Below are 966 nucleotides of genomic sequence, written 5' to 3'. Positions count from 1 at the left end.
TGTATTGACCCACTAAAAACCTGCACAGGTCCTAAACTTGAAGAAAGGACCTGAAGATGAAGGCAGAAGAAGAGATCAAACGATGGACGGCCAAGCGCAAAAGCGCCTTGGTTCTGGACATCATCCAGGGCAAGACGACGGTGGCTGAGGCCAGCCGTTGCCATGACCTCACGCCCTCGGAAATCGAGAACTGGGTGGATGATGCCAAGCGCGGCATGGAAAACGCGCTGCGGGCCAAGCCCGAGGACGTGCGCGAGCAGTACGAGCGGCAGCTGCGTGATCTGCAGGAGGCTTATGGGGAGGCGATGCTGGAGCTGCGTGCACGAAAAAAGCTGCAAGCCTTGCTGGACGAGGACGGGAAATGATCCTGCGCGTGCAGCAAGGCTTGCGTGATGACGGTGTGGAGGTTGGCCTCAGCCAGCTCTGCCGTTGGTTCGGGGTACCACGTCGCACGGTGTACTACCAGGCGGTGAAAGCAGCCCCCAAGGTCAATGCGAGATACGCCGAGCCGATCAAGGCCCTGATCGAAGAGAACCCCTCGTTCGGCTACCGCACGGTGGCGCACCTGTTGGGATTCAACAAGAACACCGTGCAGCGCATCTTCCAGCTCAGGGGCTGGCAGGTGAAGAAGCGAGCCGTGGGCATGCGCCCGCGCATTCAGGCACTTCCCTCGGTGGCCCAGGCGCCTAACGAGCGCTGGTCGACGGACCTGTGCCGGATCTGGGCCGGCCGCGATGGCTGGGCCTCGCTGGCGCTGGTCATCGATTGCCATACCCGAGAGTTGCTGGGCTGGCATCTCTCTCGCACGGGCCGTGCGACGACGGCCGCCAGTGCGTTGGAGCAGGCCCTGATTGCTCGGTTCGGCACGCTGGGCCGGGTCCCGCAGCCCTTCCTGCTGAGGTCCGACAATGGCCTGGTCTTCACCAGCCGGCACTACACGGCCTTAGTCAAGAGCTACGGGCTGCG

At 62.6% G+C, this 966-nt stretch carries 2 protein-coding genes; both read left to right on the top strand.

Annotated elements, in window-relative coordinates; all coding sequences use genetic code 11:
* Positions 1-56: 56 nt before the first annotated feature.
* The gene (locus tag ACODRX_RS25825) at positions 57-365 is read left to right on the top strand and encodes a transposase (protein WP_488874405.1); all 309 of its coding nucleotides are present in this window, start codon (positions 57-59) and stop codon (positions 363-365) included.
* Positions 362-966, top strand: a 605-nt coding sequence (locus tag ACODRX_RS25820) for a DDE-type integrase/transposase/recombinase (protein WP_488874404.1), incomplete at its 3' end; no start/stop codon positions are given. The genes ACODRX_RS25825 and ACODRX_RS25820, both read left to right, overlap by 4 nt.

This window comes from Comamonas sp. FG99 (genome assembly GCF_057808605.1).
Note: the sequence above shows the minus strand (reverse complement) of the source record. Positions and strands in the feature narration are given on the sequence as shown.